The sequence below is a fragment of the Enterobacter sp. JH25 genome (assembly GCF_021725435.1).
GTDB lineage: Bacteria > Pseudomonadota > Gammaproteobacteria > Enterobacterales > Enterobacteriaceae > Enterobacter > Enterobacter intestinihominis.
Genome location: NZ_CP091319.1, coordinates 3,616,061 through 3,637,633 on the forward strand (window position 1 = coordinate 3,616,061; position 21,573 = coordinate 3,637,633).

Annotated in this window: 17 protein-coding genes; 3 read left to right on the forward strand and 14 right to left on the reverse strand. The window is 56.4% G+C overall.

Features of this window, described 5'->3' with window-relative positions; all coding sequences use genetic code 11:
• Positions 1-11 precede the first annotated feature (11 nt).
• Together L2Y28_RS17305 and L2Y28_RS17310 are read right to left on the reverse strand one after the other, a co-directional pair.
• Positions 12-719, reverse strand: a complete 708-nt coding sequence (locus L2Y28_RS17305; RefSeq protein WP_022649199.1) for an N-acetylmannosamine-6-phosphate 2-epimerase — start codon at positions 717-719, stop codon at positions 12-14.
• Positions 719-2,278, reverse strand: coding sequence for a maltose/glucose-specific PTS transporter subunit IIC (locus tag L2Y28_RS17310; RefSeq protein WP_023330180.1), 1,560 nt, complete (start codon positions 2,276-2,278; stop codon positions 719-721). Before L2Y28_RS17310 ends, L2Y28_RS17305 begins: the two co-directional genes overlap by 1 nt.
• 166 nt (positions 2,279-2,444) lie before the next feature.
• On the opposite strand from L2Y28_RS17310, the gene L2Y28_RS17315 reads away from it, so the two are divergent.
• Complete coding sequence (locus L2Y28_RS17315) at positions 2,445-3,269, forward strand: MurR/RpiR family transcriptional regulator (protein ID WP_015571725.1); 825 nt, start codon at positions 2,445-2,447, stop codon at positions 3,267-3,269.
• 52 nt (positions 3,270-3,321) lie between these two features.
• Here L2Y28_RS17315 and eno read toward each other — a convergent pair whose 3' ends face one another.
• The 5 genes from eno to rlmD form a co-directional block, all read right to left on the reverse strand.
• Positions 3,322-4,620 carry a phosphopyruvate hydratase gene (eno, locus tag L2Y28_RS17320; RefSeq protein WP_022649201.1) on the reverse strand — a complete coding sequence of 433 codons (1,299 nt, stop codon included), beginning with the start codon at positions 4,618-4,620 and terminating at the stop codon, positions 3,322-3,324.
• A gap of 82 nt (positions 4,621-4,702) precedes the next feature.
• A complete protein-coding gene (gene pyrG, locus L2Y28_RS17325) occupies positions 4,703-6,340 on the reverse strand; it encodes a glutamine hydrolyzing CTP synthase (protein ID WP_022649202.1) in 1,638 nt (545 codons plus the stop codon).
• 223 nt (positions 6,341-6,563) lie between these two features.
• Positions 6,564-7,355, reverse strand: coding sequence for a nucleoside triphosphate pyrophosphohydrolase (mazG, locus tag L2Y28_RS17330; RefSeq protein ID WP_022649203.1), 792 nt, complete (start codon positions 7,353-7,355; stop codon positions 6,564-6,566).
• Positions 7,356-7,421: 66 nt separating this feature from the next.
• Positions 7,422-9,653, reverse strand: coding sequence for a GTP diphosphokinase (gene relA / locus L2Y28_RS17335; RefSeq protein WP_022649204.1), 2,232 nt, complete (start codon positions 9,651-9,653; stop codon positions 7,422-7,424).
• A gap of 51 nt (positions 9,654-9,704) precedes the next feature.
• A complete protein-coding gene (rlmD, locus tag L2Y28_RS17340; RefSeq protein WP_022649205.1) occupies positions 9,705-11,003 on the reverse strand; it encodes a 23S rRNA (uracil(1939)-C(5))-methyltransferase RlmD in 1,299 nt (432 codons plus the stop codon).
• A gap of 57 nt (positions 11,004-11,060) precedes the next feature.
• Here rlmD and barA point away from each other — a divergent pair, with 57 nt between their 5' ends.
• A complete protein-coding gene (gene barA / locus L2Y28_RS17345) occupies positions 11,061-13,820 on the forward strand; it encodes a two-component sensor histidine kinase BarA (protein WP_022649206.1) in 2,760 nt (919 codons plus the stop codon).
• Positions 13,821-13,869: 49 nt separating this feature from the next.
• Here barA and L2Y28_RS17350 read toward each other — a convergent pair whose 3' ends face one another.
• The 7 genes from L2Y28_RS17350 to L2Y28_RS17380 form a co-directional block, all read right to left on the reverse strand.
• Positions 13,870-15,015 (reverse strand): glycerate kinase, encoded by a 1,146-nt coding sequence (locus tag L2Y28_RS17350; protein ID WP_022649207.1) that lies wholly within the window; start codon positions 15,013-15,015, stop codon positions 13,870-13,872.
• A 77-nt stretch (positions 15,016-15,092) separates the two neighbouring features.
• A complete protein-coding gene (gene gudD, locus L2Y28_RS17355) occupies positions 15,093-16,430 on the reverse strand; it encodes a glucarate dehydratase (protein WP_022649208.1) in 1,338 nt (445 codons plus the stop codon).
• A 15-nt stretch (positions 16,431-16,445) separates the two neighbouring features.
• Positions 16,446-17,786, reverse strand: coding sequence for an enolase C-terminal domain-like protein (locus L2Y28_RS17360; RefSeq protein ID WP_032622393.1), 1,341 nt, complete (start codon positions 17,784-17,786; stop codon positions 16,446-16,448).
• Positions 17,786-19,141, reverse strand: a complete 1,356-nt coding sequence (gudP, locus tag L2Y28_RS17365; RefSeq protein ID WP_022649210.1) for a galactarate/glucarate/glycerate transporter GudP — start codon at positions 19,139-19,141, stop codon at positions 17,786-17,788. The genes L2Y28_RS17360 and gudP overlap by 1 nt, the downstream gene beginning before the upstream one ends.
• A 308-nt stretch (positions 19,142-19,449) precedes the next feature.
• Positions 19,450-19,899 carry a flavodoxin gene (locus L2Y28_RS17370; RefSeq protein WP_022649212.1) on the reverse strand — a complete coding sequence of 150 codons (450 nt, stop codon included), beginning with the start codon at positions 19,897-19,899 and terminating at the stop codon, positions 19,450-19,452.
• A 15-nt stretch (positions 19,900-19,914) separates the two neighbouring features.
• The gene (truC, locus tag L2Y28_RS17375) at positions 19,915-20,700 is read right to left on the reverse strand and encodes a tRNA pseudouridine(65) synthase TruC (RefSeq protein WP_022649213.1); all 786 of its coding nucleotides are present in this window, start codon (positions 20,698-20,700) and stop codon (positions 19,915-19,917) included.
• The gene (locus L2Y28_RS17380) at positions 20,697-21,026 is read right to left on the reverse strand and encodes a YqcC family protein (protein ID WP_022649214.1); all 330 of its coding nucleotides are present in this window, start codon (positions 21,024-21,026) and stop codon (positions 20,697-20,699) included. Before L2Y28_RS17380 ends, truC begins: the two co-directional genes overlap by 4 nt.
• A gap of 321 nt (positions 21,027-21,347) precedes the next feature.
• Between L2Y28_RS17380 and L2Y28_RS17385 the strand changes: the two genes are divergently transcribed.
• Complete coding sequence (locus L2Y28_RS17385) at positions 21,348-21,524, forward strand: hypothetical protein (RefSeq protein ID WP_154816618.1); 177 nt, start codon at positions 21,348-21,350, stop codon at positions 21,522-21,524.
• The last annotated feature ends 49 nt before the right edge of the window (positions 21,525-21,573 follow it).

Below are 21,573 nucleotides of genomic sequence, written 5' to 3' on the forward strand. Positions count from 1 at the left end.
CCGTCAGATGATCATGCTCCATCGGTGCTTTGCGCGCCAATTGCCGCCATAAACCGTTCCGTAATTTGCTGCGGTCGGGTGATCGCCCCGCCGACGACAACCGTATGCGCCCCCAACTCCAGACACCTGGCCGCGCGATCGGGGGTATCCACGTTACCTTCGGCAATCACGGGGATCGTGACGGCAGACAGCACCTCTTTCAAAAACGCGCAGTCATTTTCCGGTAGCGAATGGCCCGCGGTCTCTGCCGTATAACCGTAAAGGGTGGTTCCGACACAATCAACCCCCAGCGCCTGCGCGGTCACGGCCTCCTGCACGGTGGCAATATCCGCCATCAGCAGCAGCGAAGGGTAACGGGTGCGGATCTGCGCGATCAGCATGTCCAGCGATACGCCACCGGGCCGTTTCCGGGCGGTCGCATCCAGCGCAACGATGTCCGGGGCGACCGCCATCAGCTCATCCACTTCTTTGAGCGTCGCGGTGATAAACACCTCGCTATCCGGATAGTCCCGTTTGATGATGCCGATGACCGGCAGTGAGACCAGCCCTTTGATAGCCTTGATATCCACCACGCTATTGGCGCGGATCGCAGCGGCACCGCCCTGGGCTGCCGCCAGCGCCATTCGCGACATAATAAACGGGCTGTGCAGCGGTTCATTTTCCAGCGCCTGGCAGGAGACGACCAGTTTTCCTTTCAGGTTATCCAGTACAGTTTTCATTACGATAAGATCTCTTCCACTTCGTTTTTGATAATGGTGACGTGCGGGCCATAGATGACCTGGACACCGTTGCCGCGGACGATAACGCCGCGCGCGCCGGTCGCTTTCAGTGCTGCTTCATTGACTTTGCTACCGTCTTTCACCGTGACGCGAAGGCGCGTGGCGCAGCAGTCAACGTCATCCAGATTGTCTTTTCCTCCCAGCCCGGCGATCACCGCCGCGGCGCGCTCGCTTTGCGGCAGGGTAGCCTCGTCAGCCAACGCCTCCTTTTCACGGCCCGGCGTGGCAAAATCAAAACGTTTGATCAGATAGCGGAAGGTACAGTAGTAAAGGAAGAACCACGGTACGCCCACCAGCGGGACGAACATCCAGTTAGTTTTCGCTTCACCCTGCAAAATGCCGAACAGCACGAAATCAATAAACCCGCCGGAGAATGTTTGTCCGATGGTGATGTGCAGCATGTGCGCGAGCATGAACGCCAGCCCGTCAAACAGCGCATGAATGACGTACAGCACCGGGGCAATAAACAGGAATGAGAACTCGATGGGCTCGGTAATTCCCGTCAGGAATGAGGTTAACGCCGCAGAGAGCAGCAGCCCGGCAACCCGCTTTTTGTTCTCCGGCCTCGCCGTGTGGTACATCGCAAGGCAGGCGCCCAGCAGGCCAAACATCATCGTAATAAAGCGCCCGGACATGAAGCGCGACGTGCCCTCATAGAAATGCTGCGTGTTCGGGTCGGCGAGCTGGGCGAAGAAGATCCGCTGCGTGCCCTCAACCAGGTGACCGTTAACAATTTCACTGCCGCCAAGCGCGGTGGTCCAGAACGGCAGATAAAAGATGTGGTGCAGGCCAAACGGGCCAAGCATGCGCAGGATGAAGCCGTACAGCAATGTCCCCAGATAGCCGGTGGCATCCACCAGACCGCCAAGGCCAAAGATCAGCTTCTGAAAATGCGGCCAGACCACGGTCATCAGCGCGCCGACGAGTATCGCCACCAGTGAGCTGATAATGGGTACGAAGCGTGAGCCGCCAAAAAAGCCCAGAAATTGCGGAAGCGCGATTTTATTAAACCGATGATGCAGTGCGCAGGTCACAAGCCCAATAACGACCCCACCAAACACGCCCGTTTCAAGCGTCTGAATACCCAGCGTCATGCCCTGCCCTACGGCGCCCGGGTTCTCATGCGCCAGTTTTCCGGTCAGGATCAGCAGCGCATTGATAGTGGCATTCATCACCAGATAAGCGAGTAATGCCGCCAGCCCTGCCGTACCTTTATCATTTTTTGCCAGCCCAACGGCGACTCCAACAGCAAACAGTACCGACAGGTTTGCGAACACAATCGAGCCTGCACTGCTCATGATGGTAAATATGGCCTGTAGCCAGCCAACGTCTAAAAATGGATACGCGGTAAGCGTATTCGGATTCGATAGCGCCCCGCCGATCCCCAACAACAGACCTGCTGCGGGCAGTATGGCGATAGGTAACATAAAGGATTTGCCAAAGCGCTGCGCTTTTTCAAACCATCCGCCGGAAGACGCTCCGCTGAACATTTGCATCATTTTATTATCCCCCTGGTTGTTGATGAAAATTTTTACCACATATAATTTTAATTGTGAAAATTACCACCAAAAACCAGGACGCCGATCATACTTTTTCGAAATGACTGGCATCTCTCCCCCGCTTTCCGCCACACTAGTTGGCAGAGAAACGCATTAAGGATCTAGCATGTCGGACCATGAAAACCTGCTGCTGAAGCTACGCCAGGAGGCTTCCGGGTACAGCCCAACGCAACAAAAACTGGGGGAGTTTGTTCTCAACGATCCTGCCAGGGTGCTCTACCTGACGATCACCGAGCTGGCGCGTGAAAGCGGCACCAGCGAGGCCAGCGTCACACGCCTTTGCCGCACGCTGGGCTGTAAGGGATATAACGAATTTAAAATGGCGCTTGCGCTGGATATTCAGCAGGGTTTGCCAGAGCGTCAGGCAGGAGATGCGATAGATAACGTGGTGGATGAGTCTGTCCAGGCGCTGCAAGATACCGCAAAACTCCTCGACCGGGCCCAGCTTGAACAGGCGACACTGGCCCTGCATCAGGCGCAATCAGTGCAAATTTACGGGGTGGCAGCCAGCGCGATTCTGGGGGAGTATTTGCATTACAAGCTGCTGCGACTCGGCAAACCTGCACAGCTGTTTAGCGATATGCATCGCGCCGCCATGAATGCGACGACGCTCTCGAAAGAGACGCTGGTGGTGGCCATCTCAAGTTCTGGCTCTACACGGGATCTGCTTCACGTGGTGAAACTCGCCCGCAAGCGTGGCGTTAAGGTACTGGCGCTCAGCAATACGCCCCGCAGCCCGCTGGCCTCCCTGAGCGATTTACAGCTGGTTGCAGCCAAGCCCGAGGGACCGCTGAGCGCAGGTGCGCTCAATGCCAAGGTTGGCGTGATGCTGCTGGTTGAACTGCTTACCACTTCCCTTATCGCAGTAGACAGCCATTACGGTGACGTAAGCCAGCAAACGGCCAGCGCCACGCTGCCGCTTCTGCTATAGAAAACAAAAAACCCGCCGAAGCGGGTTTTTTCATAAGAACGAAAGTTCAGGCTTATGCCTGGCCTTTGATCTCTTTACGACCGTTGTAAGGTGCTTTTTCGCCCAGCGCTTCTTCGATACGAATCAGCTGGTTGTATTTAGCAACACGGTCAGAACGGCTCATAGAACCGGTTTTGATCTGGCCAGCAGCGGTACCCACAGCCAGGTCAGCGATGGTAGCGTCTTCAGTTTCGCCAGAACGGTGAGAGATAACAGCGGTGTAGCCAGCGTCTTTCGCCATTTTGATCGCAGCCAGCGTTTCGGTCAGAGAACCGATCTGGTTGAATTTGATCAGGATGGAGTTAACGATGCCTTTCTCGATGCCTTCTTTCAGGATCTTGGTGTTGGTTACGAACAGATCGTCACCAACCAGCTGGATTTTGTCGCCCAGTACTTTGGTCTGGTATGCGAAACCATCCCAGTCAGACTCGTCCAGACCGTCTTCGATAGAAACGATTGGGTACTGTTTGGTCAGGTCTTCCAGGAAGTGGGTGAACTCTTCGGAGGTGAACGCTTTGTTGCCTTCGCCAGCCAGAACGTATTTACCGTCTTTGTAGAATTCAGATGCTGCACAGTCCATCGCCAGAGTGATGTCTTTGCCCAGCTCGTAGCCTGCTGCTTTAACCGCTTCAGCGATAACAGCCAGCGCTTCTGCGTTAGAACCCAGGTTTGGCGCGTAGCCACCTTCGTCACCAACAGCAGTGTTCATACCTTTAGCTTTCAGAACTTTAGCCAGGTTGTGGAACACTTCAGAACCCATACGCACCGCTTCTTTCAGGGATTTCGCGCCAACAGGCTGAATCATGAATTCCTGAATATCAACGTTGTTGTCTGCGTGCTCACCACCGTTGATGATGTTCATCATTGGTACAGGCATGGAGTATTTGCCTGGGGTGCCGTTCAGTTCAGCGATGTGCTCGAACAGTGGCATACCTTTAGCAGCAGCTGCTGCTTTGGCGTTCGCCAGGGAAACTGCCAGGATTGCGTTCGCACCGAAGTTAGATTTGTTTTCAGTACCGTCCAGATCGATCATGATCTTGTCGATGCCAGCCTGATCTTTGGCATCTTTGCCAACGATAGCCTGAGCAATAGGACCGTTAACAGCGCCAACCGCTTTCAGTACGCCTTTGCCCATGAAACGGGATTTGTCGCCATCACGCAGTTCCAGCGCTTCGCGGGAACCTGTAGATGCGCCTGATGGAGCAGCAGCCATACCGACGAAACCACCTTCCAGATGAACTTCGGCTTCAACGGTCGGGTTACCACGGGAGTCGATGATTTCACGACCGATGACTTTAACGATTTTGGACATTAGATTTTCCTCAGTACAAGTTAAACTAAAACTCCAGACAAACAACGCGTACCAGGGGTACGCGTTGCCGTTCTAACTTTTTTTACTTCGCCTGACGCTTCTGGTACTCGCTGGCGGCTTTCACGAAGCCTGCAAACAGCGGATGCCCGTCACGCGGCGTTGAAGTAAATTCCGGGTGGAATTGGCAGGCCACGAACCACGGATGGTTTGGCACTTCGATGATCTCGACTAACTGATCATCCCCGGAACGGCCTGCAACACGCAGACCTGCAGCTTCAATTTGTTTCAACAACATGTTGTTGACTTCATAGCGGTGACGATGGCGCTCGGTAATCACCGGCTCGCCGTACAGCTTGCGAACCACGCTATCGTCTGACAGCTGGCAGGCCTGTGCGCCAAGACGCATGGTGCCACCCAGATCGCTCTTCTCGGTACGGACTTCGACGTTACCGTCTTCGTCGCGCCATTCCGTAATTAGCGCCACGACAGGGTACTTACAGTCTGGCACAAATTCCGTAGAGTTCGCGTTTTCCATTCCCGCTACGTTGCGCGCAAATTCAATCAGCGCAACCTGCATACCCAGGCAGATGCCGAGGTATGGAATATTGTTTTCACGCGCATAGCGTGCAGTGGCGATCTTGCCTTCAACACCACGGTAGCCGAAGCCGCCAGGGATGAGAATCGCATCCAGATCTTTGAGAATTTCGACGCCGCGCGTTTCAACATCCTGCGAATCAATCAGCTTGATGTTGACGGAGACGCGATTCTTCAGACCACCGTGCTTCAGCGCCTCGATAACTGACTTATAGGCATCCGGCAGTTCAATATACTTGCCGACCATACCGATAGTCACTTCGCCGCCCGGATTGGCTTCTTCGTAAATCACCTGCTCCCATTCAGACAGGTTAGCTTCCGGACAGTTCAAGCTGAATCGTTTACAAATATAATCGTCCAGACCCTGTGATTTCAACAGGCCCGGGATTTTATAAATGGAATCGACGTCTTTCATTGAAATAACGGCTTTTTCAGGCACGTTACAGAACAATGCAATTTTCGCGCGTTCGTTCGCCGGAATCGCGCGATCGGAACGGCAAACCAGGATATCAGGCTGAATACCGATGGAGAGCAGCTCTTTAACGGAGTGCTGAGTCGGTTTGGTTTTCACTTCACCTGCTGCCGCCATGTAAGGCACCAGCGTCAGGTGCATGAACAGCGCGTTCTCACGACCAATATCTACCGCCAGCTGACGAATCGCTTCGAGGAACGGCAGGGATTCGATATCCCCTACGGTACCGCCGATTTCAACCAGCACAACGTCATGCCCTTCGCCACCGGCAAGGACACGCTCTTTGATGGCGTTAGTGATGTGTGGGATGACCTGCACGGTCGCGCCAAGGTAGTCACCACGGCGCTCTTTACGCAGAACGTCAGAGTAGATACGGCCAGTCGTAAAGTTGTTACGACGGGTCATTTTGGTACGGATGAAACGCTCGTAGTGGCCAAGATCCAGATCGGTTTCAGCGCCGTCTTCAGTAACGAACACTTCCCCGTGTTGGGTTGGGCTCATGGTGCCTGGATCGACGTTGATGTACGGATCCAGTTTCATCATGGTCACATTGAGGCCACGGGCTTCAAGAATGGCTGCGAGGGAGGCTGCGGCAATGCCTTTACCCAGAGAGGATACGACCCCGCCGGTCACAAAAATATAGTTCGTTGTCATGCTGAACCTGAGAAGTTAGGGTGAAACGATGGAATAACCAGGACGGGAAAGTAGTATACCCGAACACGACGAGCGCCACAAACTTTCATTCTCCGTCTCCTTCCCAGGCCATGACAAACATAAGGAGTGAGAAAATAGCCCCTTTTGGGTAAATGTTTTTGACGCAAATCAAGCGCTTGTCATTTAAAAAATCACACAAATTGCGCTTGATCGCAAAATTTCGTTAGAGATCATGTTCCTGGCGTTTTACTTCCTGCCAGACTTCTTCCATCGCCTCGAGGTCAATGCCGCTCATTTCCAGGCCGCGCGAGGCCACAATGCGCTCAACCTCGCGGAAGCGACGTTCGAATTTAATGTTCGCTTTTTGCAGGGCGGTTTCCGCTTTTACACCGAGGTGGCGAGAAAGGTTGACGGTCGCGAACAGCAGATCGCCCATCTCCTCTTCCAGCTTTGCTTCATCCACAACGGCCTGCTGCGCTTCATGCATCACTTCGTCGATCTCTTCGTGCACTTTTTCCAGCACCGGGCCGAGAGAGGTCCAGTCAAACCCTACCGCCGAGCAGCGCTTTTGAATTTTGTGCGCGCGCATCAGCGCAGGAAGGTTCAGGGGAATGTCGTCCAGCGCCGAGTGCTGGGATTTTTCAGCGCGTTCGGCGCTTTTGATCTGCTCCCAGCGCGCCAGCACTTCCGCACTGTTGCCTGCGGAGGCATCGCCAAAGATATGCGGATGACGGCGCTCCAGCTTGTCGCTGATAGCGGCGCAGATGTCGTCAAAGTTAAAGCGCCCCTCTTCCTGCGCCATCTGAGCGTAGAACACCACCTGGAACAGCAGGTCGCCCAGCTCACCGCGCAGGTCGTCGAAATCTTCGCGCGAAATCGCGTCCAGCACTTCGTAGGTCTCTTCCAGCGTGTAAGGCGCAATGGTGGCGAAAGTCTGCTCTTTATCCCACGGGCAGCCGTTTTCCGGGTCGCGCAGGCGTTTCATGATGCCAAGCAGGCGGTCGATTTGAGTCATAGTTCTGTCCTGATGTCAAAATGCCGGGTGGCAGCGTTGCCTTACCCGGCCTACAGAAGAGGATGTTCAGCCGCCGTGCAGACGACGCGCGTCAATCACATCCGGCACCTGGTTCAGTTTACCGAGCACCCGGCCCAGCACCTGCAGGTTATAGATTTCGATGGTCATATCGATGGTGGCAAGCTGCTCGCGGGTATCGCTGCGGCTGGCAACGCCCAGCACGTTGACCTTCTCGTTGGCGAGAATGGTGGTGATGTCGCGCAGCAGGCCACTGCGGTCGTTGGCAGTGACGCGCACCACCAGCGAGTAGCCAGCGGAGTAGCTTTCACCCCAGACGGCTTCCACGATACGTTCCGGCGCATGCGATTGCAGCTCAGCAAGCTGATCACAGTCGGAGCGGTGAATTGAGATCCCGCGCCCCTGGGTGATAAAGCCGACAATATCGTCACCCGGTATCGGCTGGCAGCAGCGGGCAATATGGTGCATGAGGTTACCCACCCCTTCAACCACCACGCGGCCATTGTCCTTGCTGCGCTGCTGCGGAGCGTAGGTTTTCTGCTGGAGCTGTTTCAGCGCTGCCGCATCCTGCTCTGCCGCGCTTGGCTTGTTGAACTGCGCTTGCAGGAAGTTCACCATCTGGTTCAGGCGGATATCGCCGCCGCCAATCGCCGCTAACAGTTCGTCGAGCTCGTTGAAGTTGTAGCGCGGCAGCAGGAACTTCTCCGCCTCTTTCAGGTTTATCCCGATATGCTCCAGCTCGTCGTCAAGGATCTGACGACCGGCAAGGATATTCTTGTCACGATCCTGCTTGCGGAACCAGGCGTGAATTTTAGAGCGCCCGCGGCTGGTGGTCACGTAACCGAGGTTTGGATTCAGCCAGTCGCGGCTTGGGTTTGGCTGCTTCTGGGTGATGATTTCAATCTGGTCACCCATCTGTAGCTGATAGGTAAACGGTACGATACGTCCGCCGATCTTCGCCCCGATGCAACGGTGCCCCACGTCGCTGTGAATGTGGTAGGCGAAATCGAGCGGCGTAGAGCCTGCCGGCAGATCAACCACATCCCCTTTCGGGGTAAAGACGTAGACGCGATCGTCGAAGACCTGACTGCGCACTTCGTCGAGCATTTCGCCGGAGTCGGCCATCTCCTCCTGCCACGCAATCAGCTTACGCAGCCAGGCGATACGGTCCTCGTGACCGGAGCGCGCGCCGCCGGAAGTGCCTTCTTTGTACTTCCAGTGCGCGGCGACGCCCAGCTCGGCGTCTTCGTGCATCTGTTTAGTACGGATCTGAATTTCCACAGTTTTGCCGCCGGGGCCGAGCACCACAGTGTGGATGGACTGATAGCCATTCGGTTTGGGGTTCGCGACGTAGTCATCGAACTCATCCGGCAGATGGCGGAAGTGAGTATGTACTATCCCCAGCGCGGCGTAGCAGTCCTGGAGACGCTCCGCCACGATACGCACGGCGCGCACGTCAAACAGCTCGTCAAAGGCGAGGTGTTTCTTCTGCATTTTGCGCCAGATGCTGTAGATGTGCTTCGGACGCCCGTAGACCTCGGCGCGCACATTCTCCTCTTTCATCGACTGGCGCAGCCCGCTGACAAATTCCTCGATATAGTGCTCGCGGTCGATGCGGCGTTCGTGCAGCAATTTTGCAATGCGTTTGTATTCCGCCGGATGCAGATAGCGGAAGCAGTAATCTTCCAGCTCCCACTTCAGTTGCCCGATACCCAGACGGTTCGCCAGCGGCGCATAGATATTCGTACACTCTTTGGCGGCCAGGACGCGCTCGTCTTCCGGCGCATCCTTCACTTCGCGCAGATGGGCAACCCGTTCGGCCAGCTTGATCACCACGCAGCGAAAATCATCCACCATCGCCAGCAGCATGCGGCGGACGTTATCCACCTGCTCGGAAGAGACAGAATCCGTTTGCGCGGCTTTCAGTTGACGGATGGCGGCCATATCACGCACGCCGTGGATGAGCGCCACGACGGACTGGCCGACGCTTTCACGCAGCACGTCTTCCGTCACCACGTTAGCATCTGCCAGTGGGAACAGCAGTGCGGCCTGTAGCGTTTCGATATCCATGTTAAGCATGGAGAGAATTTCAACCATCTCCACGCCGCGCCACAACAGCAGTTCAGCGTCCGGATGCCCCTGCGTTGTGCGTAAACAATAGGCCCAGGTTTCGGTTAAGCGTTCACACGACTGCTGGCTGGAAATCCCCAGACTTGCGATCCATTTTTGAGGGTCAAACTCACCAGCTTTATTTAAATGTGCACTTCTTACCGCAACCATCGTCCTCTCCTTTAGGGACAAGGGCCTGTCGAAGTCGACAAGCCAAACTCATTAGATGTGCTCGAACAACACCATTGATTCCAGATGTCCAGTGTGCGGGAACATGTCCAGCATTGCCAGACGCCGAATCTGGTAACCCCCGCTCAATAATGCTTCGCTGTCACGGGCCAGCGTCGCCGGGTTACAGGAAACATAGACCACGCGTTCAGGCGCGAGTTTAATTATATGCTGCATCACGCCCGGCGCACCTGCGCGCGCCGGATCGAGCAGGATCTTATCAAAGCCCTGCTTAGCCCACGGTTGCTGAGTAACATCATCCTCAAGATTTTGATGAAAGAATGTCACATTTTGCAAGCCGTTCTGTTGGGCGTTCTCCTGGCCTTTCGCCACCAGCGCCTCAACGCCTTCCACCCCGACCACGCTTGCTGCTTTGCGGGCCAGCGGCAGGGTAAAGTTACCCATACCGCAGAACAGATCGAGCACCCGATCGGTGGGCTGGACGTCAAGCCACGCCAGCGCGTTCGCCACCATCTGCTGGTTCACGCCGTCATTGACCTGGATAAAATCCCGCGGGCTGAACGTTAAGCGTAGCCCGTCTGACGCATACCAGGGCGCGTCTCCGCTAACCTGCTCAAGTATCTCGCTTTGCGGCGCGAGGAAAAGCGCAAGCTCATGAGAATGCGAAAAGCGTTCCAGTTTTTCGCGATCTGCCCTGGACAGCGGTGCGGTGTGGCGCAGCACCATCAGCGGGCCGCCGTTGGCCAGCACCAGTTCGACATGGCCCAGCGAACGCACACCATCCAGCGATGCAAGACAGTGGTGCACGGCCGGGAGCAGTGCCTCAAGTTGGGGCACCAAAACAGGGCATTGCGTGATGGAGACGATATCGCTGGAGCTGGCTTTGCGAAAACCCATCTCCAGCCTTTCAGTTTTTGGCTGGTAGCTTAGACTCAGGCGAGCGCGGCGACGGTAGCCCCACGGCTGGTCAGCAACGATGTCACTGACGTCATGTTTTAGCAGGCGGGCCAGCGCGTTGCTTTTACTTTTTTGCTGTAATTCTGTGCTGGCATGCTGTTGCTGACAGCCTCCGCAAACGCCAAAATGGGGGCAGCGGGGCGTCACGCGCTCCGGGCTATCATTAAGACGGCGCTTGACCTGGCCGCGCGCATACTGGCGTTTGTCTTCCGTCAGCGTAATATCTGCGCGTTCTCCTGGCAGCAAACCTGTGATAAACAGTGTCTTACCCTTGTGACGCGCTACCCCCTGTCCAAAAGGATCGAGGTCAGAGGCTTCAACAGTTATGATCTGACGCGTCGTCACGCGTCGTTTTGCAGAGTAGAATTGCGCCATCGCCGAGATTGTTCTCAAATAAACATAATTAGCCTGATTGTCCCATAACGGAACTCCATGACCAACTACAGCCTGCGCGCGCGCATGATGATTTTGATCCTCGCTCCTACCGTTCTCATCGGTTTGCTGCTGAGCATTTTCTTTGTGGTGCATCGCTATAACGATTTGCAGAGACAGCTTGAAGATGCCGGGGCCAGCATTATCGAACCGCTGGCCGTCTCCAGCGAGTACGGTATGAACCTGCAAAACCGTGAATCCATTGGTCAGTTAATCAGCGTGCTGCACCGCCGTCATTCAGAGATTGTGCGCGCCATTTCCGTTTACGATGAGCATAACCGTCTGTTCGTCACCTCGAATTTCCATCTGGATCCCACGTCGCTGAAAATCCCGGAAGGTACCCCTTTCCCGCGTCATCTCACGGTCCTGCGGCGCGGCGATATCATGATCCTGCGCACGCCGATTATCTCAGAAAGCTATTCACCCGACGAATCCGCCCAGTCCGATGCGAAGTCCAGCAATAATATGCTGGGATATGTGGCGCTGGAGCTGGATCTCAAGTCGGTGCGGCTCCAGCAGTACAAAGAAATATTCATCTCCGGCGTGATGATGCTGTTCTGTATCGGCATCGCGTTGATCTTCGGCTGGCGGCTGATGCGCGACGTCACGGGGCCTATCCGTAACATGGTGAATACCGTTGACCGGATCCGCCGGGGTCAGTTGGACAGCCGCGTGGAAGGCTTCATGCTCGGCGAGCTGGATATGCTGAAAAACGGCATCAACTCAATGGCGATGTCGCTGGCGGCTTATCACGAAGAGATGCAGCACAACGTTGACCAAGCCACCTCTGACCTGCGCGAAACGCTGGAGCAGATGGAGATCCAGAACGTGGAGCTGGATCTGGCGAAAAAACGCGCTCAGGAGGCGGCCCGTATTAAGTCTGAGTTCCTGGCAAACATGTCGCATGAGCTGCGCACGCCGCTGAACGGGGTGATTGGCTTCACCCGTCTGACGCTCAAAAGCGAGCTCAACCCGACCCAGCGTGACCACCTGCATACCATTGAACGCTCAGCCAACAACCTGCTGACCATTATTAACGACGTACTGGACTTCTCGAAGCTGGAAGCGGGCAAGCTGATTCTGGAGAGTATCCCCTTCCCGCTGCGCAGCACACTGGATGACGTGGTCACGCTTCTCGCCCACTCCTCGCATGATAAGGGGCTGGAACTGACGCTCAATATCAAAAATGACGTACCGGATAACGTCATTGGCGACCCGCTGCGCCTGCAACAGGTCATCACCAATCTGGTGGGCAACGCGATTAAGTTCACCGAGAGCGGCAACATCGACATTCTGGTCGAAAAAAGGGCGCTCAGTAATAATAAGGTCCAGATTGAAGTTCAGATCCGGGATACCGGCATCGGCATTCCGGAGCGCGATCAGTCGCGTCTGTTCCAGGCGTTCCGCCAGGCCGATGCGAGCATTTCCCGTCGTCACGGCGGAACGGGCCTGGGTCTGGTGATCACCCAAAAGCTGGTGAAAGAGATGGGAGGCGATATCTCCTTCCACAGCCAGCCTAACCGGGGCTCGACCTTCTGGTTCCATATCAATCTTGATCTTAATCCGAACGTGCAAACCGACGGTCCGGTCACCGACTGCCTGAAAGGGATGCGTCTGGCCTATGTGGAACCGAACGCCGCCGCGGCGCAGTGTACGCTGGATGTATTAAGCAGCACGCCGCTGGAGGTGGTCTACAGCCCGACCTTCTCTGCGCTGGCGAACGATCATTACGATATTCTTTTGCTGGGGATTCCGGTGACGTTTACCGGAGAACTGACCATGCAGCAGGAACGGCTGGCAAAGGCTGCCTCAATGACGGACTACCTGCTGCTGGCTCTGCCGTGCCACGCCCAAATCAACGCCGAGGAGCTTAAAAACGACGGGGCGGCGGCATGTCTGCTGAAACCCCTCACCGCCACACGGCTGTTACCTGCGTTGACTGAATATTGCCGTCTGACGCATCAGTCCCTGCCGCTGGAAAACGACGAACATAAGCTGCCGATGACAGTGATGGCCGTGGATGATAACCCGGCAAACCTTAAGCTGATTGGCGTGCTGCTTGAGGATCAGGTTCAGCACGTTGAACTGTGTACCAGCGGCGCCGAAGCCGTAGAACAAGCCAAACAGATGCAGTTTGACCTGATCCTAATGGATATTCAGATGCCGGGCATGGATGGCATCCGCGCCTGCGAATTAATTCGTCAGCTTCCGCACCAGCAGCAGACGCCGGTGATTGCCGTGACGGCGCACGCGATGGCGGGACAAAAAGAGAAACTGCTGGGTGCGGGCATGAACGATTATCTGGCGAAACCGATTGATGAAGAGAAGCTGCACAGCCTGCTGCTGCGCTACAAACCGGGGCACATTGGCGGGACGTACACCATTTCAGCTGAATCGCCGGAAATCAGCGTTAACCAGAATGCCACGTTTGACTGGCAACTGGCGCTGCGCCAGGCAGCAGGCAAAGCCGATCTGGCCCGCGATATGCTGCAAATGCTGGTGGACTTCCTGCCTGAGATCCGTAACAAGGTTGAAGAACAGCTGGTGGGCGAAAACCCTGAAGGGCTGCTGGAGGCCATCCATAAACTGCACGGTAGCTGCGGCTACAGCGGCGTGCCGCGGTTGAAAAATCTCTGCCAGTTGCTTGAACAGCAGCTCCGCGCGGGTACGCCAGAATCCGATCTTGAGCCGGAGTTTCTGGAGCTGCTGGACGAGATGGACAACGTGACGCGGGAAGCGATGAAGGTGTTGGGAAGCTAAGAAAAAGCCCGGTGGCGCTTCGCTTACCGGGCCTACAGGAGCACGAACGTTAACGCGACATCCCCTGCCCCACCTTTATGGCCGCCGCAATATTCCTTGCGGCCATCTGTACATTCTGTTGCGCATTTTCCAGCGCATCCTCCAGCGAGCAGATGGTGTAAATCACGCTGAATACCGCATCCAGTCCGTGCTCGTGCACCACGCCAACATCCGCCGTCAGGCTGCCGGCAATGCCGATAACCGGTTTGTTATAGCGTTTCGCGACTCTCGCCACGCCAACGGGCACTTTGCCGTGGATCGTCTGGCTGTCGATACGCCCTTCGCCCGTGATCACCAGATCGGCGTCCGCGACCTGTTCATCGAGATGCAGGGCATCGGTGACAATCTCAATCCCCCGACGAAGCTGTGCCCCGCAAAATGCATACAGCGCCGCCCCCATTCCGCCAGCTGCTCCGCCCCCCGCCAGGTTTAAGACGTCAATGTCCAGATCCCTGGCGATAATGTTTGCGTAATGCGCAAGCGCGTTGTCCAGCGTCCTGACCATCTCCGGCGTCGCCCCTTTCTGCGGACCGAATACCGCAGAAGCGCCAGTCTCGCCAATCAGGGGGTTGGTCACATCGCAGGCCACTTCAATTCGACAGTCTGCCAGCCGCTCATCCAGCCCACTAAGATCGATATGCGCAAGGCTTGCCAGTTCGCCGCCGCCCGGCCCAACGGGCTGTGCTTTCGCATCCAGCAGTTTTACGCCCAGCGCCTGCACCATGCCTGCGCCACCGTCATTGGTCGCGCTGCCTCCAATGCCAATAATGATATGCTTAACGCCCGCATCCAGCGCATGACGGATCAGTTCCCCGGTCCCCCACGAGGTGGTAATTAACGGGTTACGCTTTGCAGGAGCAACAAGCTCCAGACCGCTCGCGGCCGCCATCTCGATAAACGCGCTTTTCCCGTCTCCGGATAACCCGAAAAACCCTTCCACGTGTTCTCCCAAAGGCCCGGTAACGGGAACATGGACAAGACGCCCATGGGTGGCTGCCACCATGGCTTCCACCGTCCCTTCGCCACCATCGGCAACCGGTAATTTGACGTACTCCGCTGAGGGGAAAATTTCGCGAAAACCGACCTCTATCGCTGTCGCCACCTCCAGCGCGCTCAAGCTTTCCTTATACGAGTCCGGAGCGATAACAATTTTCATAAGCCATCCTTACGCATGTTAGTTACGTTAAGCATACACCACGTAAGGGACCGCCAATGGGAGCGGTCCCAGTTGGCTTATCGTACCATGCACGGACGTTTATTGTCGAATGACCACTCTGGGATCAGGTACTGCATCGCCAGCGCATCATCACGTGCACCCAGCCCGTGTTTCTGGTAAAGCTCGTGCGCTTTCATGACCTGATCCATATCCAGTTCAACGCCCAGCCCCGGCGTAGCTGGAACCTGCACCATCCCCCCCTTGATCTCAAACGGCTGTTTGGTCAGGCGCTGATTGCCCTCCTGCCAGATCCAGTGGGTGTCGATAGCGGTAATGTTGCCCGGCGCAGCAGCCGCTACGTGGGTGAACATCGCCAGCGAGATGTCGAAGTGGTTGTTGGAGTGCGAGCCCCAGGTCAGGCCGAACTCATGGCACATCTGCGCCACGCGAACCGAGCCCTGCATCGTCCAGAAGTGCGGGTCTGCCAGCGGAATATCCACCGATTGCAGCGAGAGCGTGTGCCCCATCTGGCGCCAGTCGGTCGCGATCATGTTGGTGGCGGTTGGCAGCCCGGTGGCGCGACGGAACTCCGCCATCACTTCACGTCCAGAGAACCCCTGCTCTGCGCCGCACGGATCTTCCGCGTAGGCCAGCACGCCTTTGAGCTGCTTACCGATTTTGATCGCCTCATCAAGGGACCAGGCACCGTTCGGATCCAGCGTGACGCGCGCCTGCGGGAAGCGCTTCGCCAGCGCGGCAATCGCCTCAGCTTCTTCTTCACCCGCCAGTACGCCGCCTTTCAGCTTGAAGTCATTAAAGCCATATTTTTCATACGCGGCTTCAGCCAGGCGCACCACCGCATCCGGGGTCATCGCTTCATCGTGACGCACACGATACCAGTCGCATTTTTCGTCCGGCTGGCTCTGGTACGGCAGCGGGGTGAGTTTGCGGTTGCCGATAAAGAACAGGTAGCCGAGCATTTCCACTTCGCTGCGCTGCTGGCCGTCGCCCAGCAGGGAGGCGACATTGACGCCCAGATGCTGGCCTAACAGATCCAGCATCGCGGCTTCAATGCCCGTGACCACATGGATAGTGGTACGCAGATCAAACGTTTGCAGACCACGGCCACCCGCATCACGATCGGCAAAGGTCGTACGCACGCTGGTCAGTACATTTTTGTACTCGCCCAGCGTTTTACCCACCACCAGCGGAATGGCGTCCTCCAGCGTTTTACGGATCTTCTCCCCGCCCGGGATTTCACCGACACCGGCATGCCCTGAGTTGTCCTTGATCACCACAATATTACGGGTGAAGAACGGCGCATGGGCGCCGCTCAGGTTCATCAGCATGCTGTCATGTCCCGCGACAGGAATGATCTGCATGGAGGTGACTACAGGGGTAGAAAATGTGCTCATCGTTCGATCCTTTTATCAGTGACGTCCAAATACAGGGCGCTTACGGTCAAATGTCCAGCCGGGGATAAGGTACTGCATCGGGCCTGCGTCGTTGCGCGCGCCGCCCGGCAGTTTTTTATACGCTTCATGCGCCTTGTGGATCTGATCCCAGTCAAGCTCCACGCCCAGCCCCGGCGCATCCGGTACGGCAATGGTGCCGTTTTTGATTTCAAGTGGATTTTTGGTCAGGCGCGCTTCGCCTTCCTGCCAGATCCAGTGCGTATCGATGGCGGTCGGGTTACCCGGCGCCGCCGCGCCAACGTGGGTAAACATCGCCAGCGAAATGTCGAAATGGTTATTGGAGTGGCAGCCCCAGGTGAGTCCCCAGTCATCGCACAGCTGCGCCACGCGCACCGCGCCGGAAAGGGTCCAGAAGTGCGGATCAGCCAGCGGTATGTCCACCGCATTCAGCATCACCGCGTGGCCCATTTCGCGCCAGTTAGTGGCGATCATGTTGGTCGCAACCGGCAGCCCGGTAGCGCGGCGGAATTCGGCCATCACCTCGCGACCAGAAAAGCCCTGCTCGGCGCCGCACGGATCTTCCGCATAGGTCAGCACGTCGCCCAGTCCTTTGCACAGCGCGATAGCTTCATCCAGCCGCCAGGCGCCGTTCGGATCGACGGTGATGCGTGCCTCCGGGAAGCATTTTTTCAACGCGCGCACGCTGTCAATCTCCTGTTCGCCCGGCAGAACGCCGCCTTTCAGCTTGAAGTCTTTAAAGCCGTAGCGATCCTGCGCCGCCTCTGCCAGGCGTACCACCGCCTCGCCAGAGAGCGCTTCCTGATGACGCAGGTGATACCACGCGTGGCTGCCCGGCGAGCGCTCCAGATACGGCAGATCGGTTTTCGTCCGGTCGCCAACGTAGAACAGATAGCCCAGCACCGTTACTGCATCACGCTGTTTGCCTGGCCCCAGCAGTTCGCAGACCGGCACATTCAGCGCCTTGCCCAGTAAATCAAGGAGAGCCGCCTCCAGCGCCGCCACCGCGTTAACGCGCAGTTCAAACGTCCAGGCACCTTTGCCGAAGGTATCAAAATCAGCCGACTGGTTGCCCTTATGCACCCGCTGAACCACCTTGTTCAGGCGGGCGACCTCCTGCCCAACCACCTGCGGGATGGCGTCGACCAGCGTCTGGTAAATCACCTCTCCGCCAGGCGCTTCCCCGACGCCGGTATTCCCTGCGCTGTCGGTCAGCACCACGATGTTGCGGGTGAACCAGGCGTTATGCGCGCCGCCAATGTTGAGCAGCATGCTGTCCTGACCCGCCACCGGGATGACTTTCATCTCCGTCACAATCGGGCTTGATTGCGTTGTCATCATCCGCGCTCCCCAACAGGTTTCAGCTCGATTCGTTTGATGTCCCCCACCAGCACCAGGTAACTGAGTACCGCCACCAGCGCATGGACGCCTACATAAATCAGCGCACCATTGAAGGAGCCGGTGGTGCCGACGATGTAACCGATAGCGATTGGGGTGACAATGCCGGAAATGTTGCCAAACATGTTGAACAGACCGCCGCTCAGGCCGCTGATCTCTTTCGGCGCGGTATCTGCCATCACCGCCCAGCCCAGCGCGCCGATGCCTTTACCGAAGAAGGCCATCGCCATAAAGCCGATAATCATCCACTCCGCGCTGACGTAGTTACAGAACACCATGGTCATGGAGAGCAGCATGCCGAGCACGATTGGCGTTTTACGCGCAATATTCAGCGAACCGGTGCGACGCATCAGCCAGTCGGAGATGACCCCGCCGAGCACCCCGCCCACGAAGCCGCAGATGGCTGGCACAGAGGCGACAAAACCCGCCTTCAGAATCGACATCCCGCGCGCCTGCACCAGGTAAACCGGGAACCAGGTGATGAAGAAGTAGGTTAAGGCGTTAATGCAGTACTGGCCGAGATAGATACCGATCATCATCCGTGAGCCGACGAGCTGTTTGATCTGCCCCCATTTCTGGCTGAACGGGACTTTTGCTTTCTGGGTTTTCTGATCCATGTTGATCAGCGCCCCGCCTTCAGCAATGTAGTCCAGCTCTTTCTTGTTCACGCCCGGGTGCTGGTTTGGTTCGTGGATCACTTTCAGCCAGATAAAGCTGATGACGATCCCCAGCCCGCCCATGAAGAAGAAGACGTGCGACCAGCCCACTTCGTGCGTCAGCCAGCCCATAATTGGCGCGAAAATAACCGTCGCAAAGTATTGCGCCGAGTTAAAGATTGCTACCGCCGTTCCCCTCTCCTGCGCCGGGAACCAGGCGGCCACAATGCGGCTGTTGCCCGGGAAAGATGGTGCTTCCGCTAAACCCACCAGGAAGCGGAGGGTAAAGAGCGCAATGATAATGCCGAAGCCGCTGAAGATATCCACGAAGCCCTGTAACAGGGTAAACATCGACCAGATGAAAATGGACCAGAAATAGACCCGTTTTGAGCCAAATCGGTCCAGCAGCCAGCCGCCAGGGATTTGGCCGATTACGTAGGCCCATGAAAATGCGGAGAAAACATAACCCATACCCACCGGATTAAGTCCGATGTCCTTTGCCATCTCAGAGCCGGCAATGGATAACGTGGCACGGTCGCCGTAGTTGAAAGAGGTGACGATAAACAGCATCACCACTATCCAGTATCGGGCGTTGGTGCGCTTCTCAGCGCTGCTCGCCGCGTGGCTTAATGTACTCATTGTTGCACTCCTGAAACATAGCTTTCGCCTGGTTCATTCTGTACAGCACCTGTAGGGTAATCAGAATGAGAGATTTGTGTTTGGTTTTGGTACGGCCCGAAGCCGTTTTATAGTGACGGGAAAAGTATATGAAGGAGTGACCGGTTCTCTCACCGTGCAGGAACACAACATTGACGGGCGTGGGGAACGTGGTTTGGGGCATAAGCCCAAAGTGGTGGAAGATACTTCACGGAATTGAGGATATGGTGCAGCTTCGTTGCCGGGTGGCGGCTACGCCCTACCCGGCCTACAGCTCGTATAGTACAGGGTTAGTTCAGGAGCGTGGCCCAATGTTCAACCCAGGGATTTGACTCGCTTTCCGGTTCGGGGTGCTCGCCAGCATCAATCAGTAACATCTCGCCGACCCGCTGAGCGTGCTGTTCCTGCAACAGCGCGTCGAACTGCTTACCGCCGCCGCAAAAATTGGCGTAAGAGCTATCGCCGAGGGCGATGATGCCATAGTGAACATCTGGCTGATAGCCAAGCTGGTCTTTAATGCCCTGGAAAAGCGGGACGATGCTGTCCGGGAGATCGCCCTGCCCGGTGGTGGAGGTCACCACCAGAATGTATTTATCTTTATACTTTTCCCAGTCCGCCAGCTCCGGGTCTTCATAGACCGTTGCTTTATGGCCCTGATTGACGAGGATTGCTTCTGCTTCCTCCGCAACCAGCAGCGAGTTGCCGTACATCGTGCCGACAAAAATACCTACTTCAGCCATGCTTTGCTCCCGTCATTATTGCGCTTGCTGTTCATCCTGAACGTTGCCTGCGGCAAACTCAACCCTTTCATTTTCGGTGAGTTGTCCCAGCCAGCCAAACTGTGACAGCGCCTGCATCCAGACCTCGTCCAGCCCCGCGCGAATAGTCAGCGGTTCGCCGGTAAACGGGTGCGTCAGGCTTAGCTCGCTGGCGTGCAGCATCAGTCGGTTACAGCCAAAGTGCTCTGCCGCGCTGCGGTTCTGCCGCAGATCGCCGTGCTTGCTGTCGCCGATAATTGGGTGGCGCAGATGTGCAAGGTGGCGGCGAAGCTGGTGCTTGCGCCCGGTTTTGGGCAAAAGCTCAACCAGACTGTATCGCGTAGTGGGAAATTTGCTGGTCGCCACCGGCAGTTCTGTGGTCGCCATACCGCGATAGTCGGTCACCGCAGGCTGCGGACCTTTATCTTCGCGGGCAAATTTATCGGCGATTTTATCCAGTTCCTCCACCAGCGGATAATCCAGCGTGGCGGAATCCGTCAGCCAGCCGCGCACAATGGCGTGGTAGCGCTTCTGGATCTGGTGCTGTTCAAACTGCTGCGACAGCAGGCGCCCGGCCTCACTGGAAAGCCCCATCAGCAGAACGCCAGAGGTTGGCCGATCCAGACGGTGGGCAGTAAAGACGTGCTGACCGATTTGGTCGCGCACGGTTTGCATAACAACCACTTTCTCATCGCGATCGAGCCAGCTTCGGTGTACCAGCCAGCCGGACGGTTTATTCACCGCCACCAGCCACTCATCCTGATACAGGATCTCAAGCGTCATGCATCGTCACCGGCGAAAAGCGTATCCAGCTTTTCCAGCTCAACCAACATAACGTCGCGCGCCGGGTGAGTCGCCTCCAGCGCCATTTCGTAATAGGGAGAGACGGCAAACGCCTGGGGCAACGCGTGTCCCCCTTCCAGCAGCGCGTGCATGCGCGGAATTAATACCCACTGGAGCCATTCGAATGGAGACAGCGTATCCAGACAAAACGGCTGGGTGCTGGCGAACGCGTCTGGCTGCGGCGCACTTTCCTGCCACAGCTGATGCTGGCGCATAAGGGCTTCGATGGCGTGCAACTGCGCACGAACGCTATCGTGATGCGTCATAGTAACCTCAACTGAAAAACGGAATGGCGCGAAGCATAGCATTGCGGAAGACAGAAATAAAAAAAGGGAGCACTGTAAAAACAGTGCTCCCGGTTCGTTTCGCAGCATTCCAGCTACAATACGTGCTCCCTGCTCATCCGTGACAACTTTTCCTGATGCCCGAAGGCCTGGTCATCCCTTTACCTTTTGCTTCCTGCTCACATCATCCTGACGTGTAGGTTTCGTCCTGAAACGTCCTGGCCATCCTGACCCACCGACCATCCTGACCGGCTCACGTTCTCCTTCCTGGAGGTGTCCCTTACGCATCCTGCGTGATCCACTTTGCTTCATCCTGAAGCCTTCCTGCGGCGTCGTCCTGACGTGTTCCTGGTGAGAAACGCCATCATCCTGATGTTCGTTTCTCGCGTCGGCATCCTGTCGACACAGATAGAATCCGCTATTCTGCCTCGTCTTACAACCCATCCTGTGAGCAAGGTAAGCCTGGCGAAACGGGGATAATCGTTTCAGGAAATCGCTAACCTGTTGAAAGGGAAGTTAATATTAATCT

Coding starts and splice junctions, on each gene's coding strand:
- L2Y28_RS17305 (WP_022649199.1), bottom strand. CDS start 719: ATGAAAACTGTACTGGATAACCTGAAAGGAAAACTGGTCGTCTCCTGC.
- L2Y28_RS17310 (WP_023330180.1), bottom strand. CDS start 2,278: ATGATGCAAATGTTCAGCGGAGCGTCTTCCGGCGGATGGTTTGAAAAA.
- L2Y28_RS17315 (WP_015571725.1), top strand. CDS start 2,445: ATGTCGGACCATGAAAACCTGCTGCTGAAGCTACGCCAGGAGGCTTCC.
- eno (WP_022649201.1), bottom strand. CDS start 4,620: ATGTCCAAAATCGTTAAAGTCATCGGTCGTGAAATCATCGACTCCCGT.
- pyrG (WP_022649202.1), bottom strand. CDS start 6,340: ATGACAACGAACTATATTTTTGTGACCGGCGGGGTCGTATCCTCTCTG.
- mazG (WP_022649203.1), bottom strand. CDS start 7,355: ATGACTCAAATCGACCGCCTGCTTGGCATCATGAAACGCCTGCGCGAC.
- relA (WP_022649204.1), bottom strand. CDS start 9,653: ATGGTTGCGGTAAGAAGTGCACATTTAAATAAAGCTGGTGAGTTTGAC.
- rlmD (WP_022649205.1), bottom strand. CDS start 11,003: ATGGCGCAATTCTACTCTGCAAAACGACGCGTGACGACGCGTCAGATC.
- barA (WP_022649206.1), top strand. CDS start 11,061: ATGACCAACTACAGCCTGCGCGCGCGCATGATGATTTTGATCCTCGCT.
- L2Y28_RS17350 (WP_022649207.1), bottom strand. CDS start 15,015: ATGAAAATTGTTATCGCTCCGGACTCGTATAAGGAAAGCTTGAGCGCG.
- gudD (WP_022649208.1), bottom strand. CDS start 16,430: ATGAGCACATTTTCTACCCCTGTAGTCACCTCCATGCAGATCATTCCT.
- L2Y28_RS17360 (WP_032622393.1), bottom strand. CDS start 17,786: ATGACAACGCAATCAAGCCCGATTGTGACGGAGATGAAAGTCATCCCG.
- gudP (WP_022649210.1), bottom strand. CDS start 19,141: ATGAGTACATTAAGCCACGCGGCGAGCAGCGCTGAGAAGCGCACCAAC.
- L2Y28_RS17370 (WP_022649212.1), bottom strand. CDS start 19,899: ATGGCTGAAGTAGGTATTTTTGTCGGCACGATGTACGGCAACTCGCTG.
- truC (WP_022649213.1), bottom strand. CDS start 20,700: ATGACGCTTGAGATCCTGTATCAGGATGAGTGGCTGGTGGCGGTGAAT.
- L2Y28_RS17380 (WP_022649214.1), bottom strand. CDS start 21,026: ATGACGCATCACGATAGCGTTCGTGCGCAGTTGCACGCCATCGAAGCC.